Source organism: Paenibacillus monticola (assembly GCF_009664975.1).
GTDB classification, from domain to species: domain Bacteria; phylum Bacillota; class Bacilli; order Paenibacillales; family Paenibacillaceae; genus Paenibacillus_AQ; species Paenibacillus_AQ monticola.
The window spans coordinates 1-582 of the sequence record NZ_WJXB01000034.1 but is presented as its reverse complement, the minus strand read 5'-3'; the positions used below and the strand labels follow the sequence as shown (position 1 = coordinate 582).

The 582-nt window shown below is 56.4% G+C and carries 1 rRNA gene; it reads right to left on the bottom strand.

Going from position 1 to position 582, the window contains the following annotated elements:
- Positions 1-582 (bottom strand): 23S ribosomal RNA (locus GJB61_RS31015); the annotation flags it as partial.

Here is a 582-nt window from a genome sequence, read left to right as displayed (position 1 = left end):
AATTGGGAAATCTCATCTCGAGGGGGGCTTCACGCTTAGATGCTTTCAGCGCTTATCCCGTCCGTACGTAGCTACTCAGCCATGCTCCTGGCGGAACAACTGATGCACCAGCGGTACGTCCATCCCGGTCCTCTCGTACTAAGGACAGCTCCTCTCAAATTTCCTGCGCCCACGACAGATAGGGACCGAACTGTCTCACGACGTTCTGAACCCAGCTCGCGTACCGCTTTAATGGGCGAACAGCCCAACCCTTGGGACCTACTTCAGCCCCAGGATGCGATGAGCCGACATCGAGGTGCCAAACCTCCCCGTCGATGTGGACTCTTGGGGGAGATAAGCCTGTTATCCCCAGGGTAGCTTTTATCCGTTGAGCGATGGCCCTTCCATGCGGTACCACCGGATCACTAAGTCCGACTTTCGTCCCTGCTCGACTTGTAGGTCTCGCAGTCAAGCTCCCTTATGCCTTTGCACTCTTCGAATGATTTCCAACCATTCTGAGGGAACCTTGGAACGCCTCCGTTACTCTTTAGGAGGCGACCGCCCCAGTCAAACTGCCCGCCTGACACGGTCCCCGTACCCGAT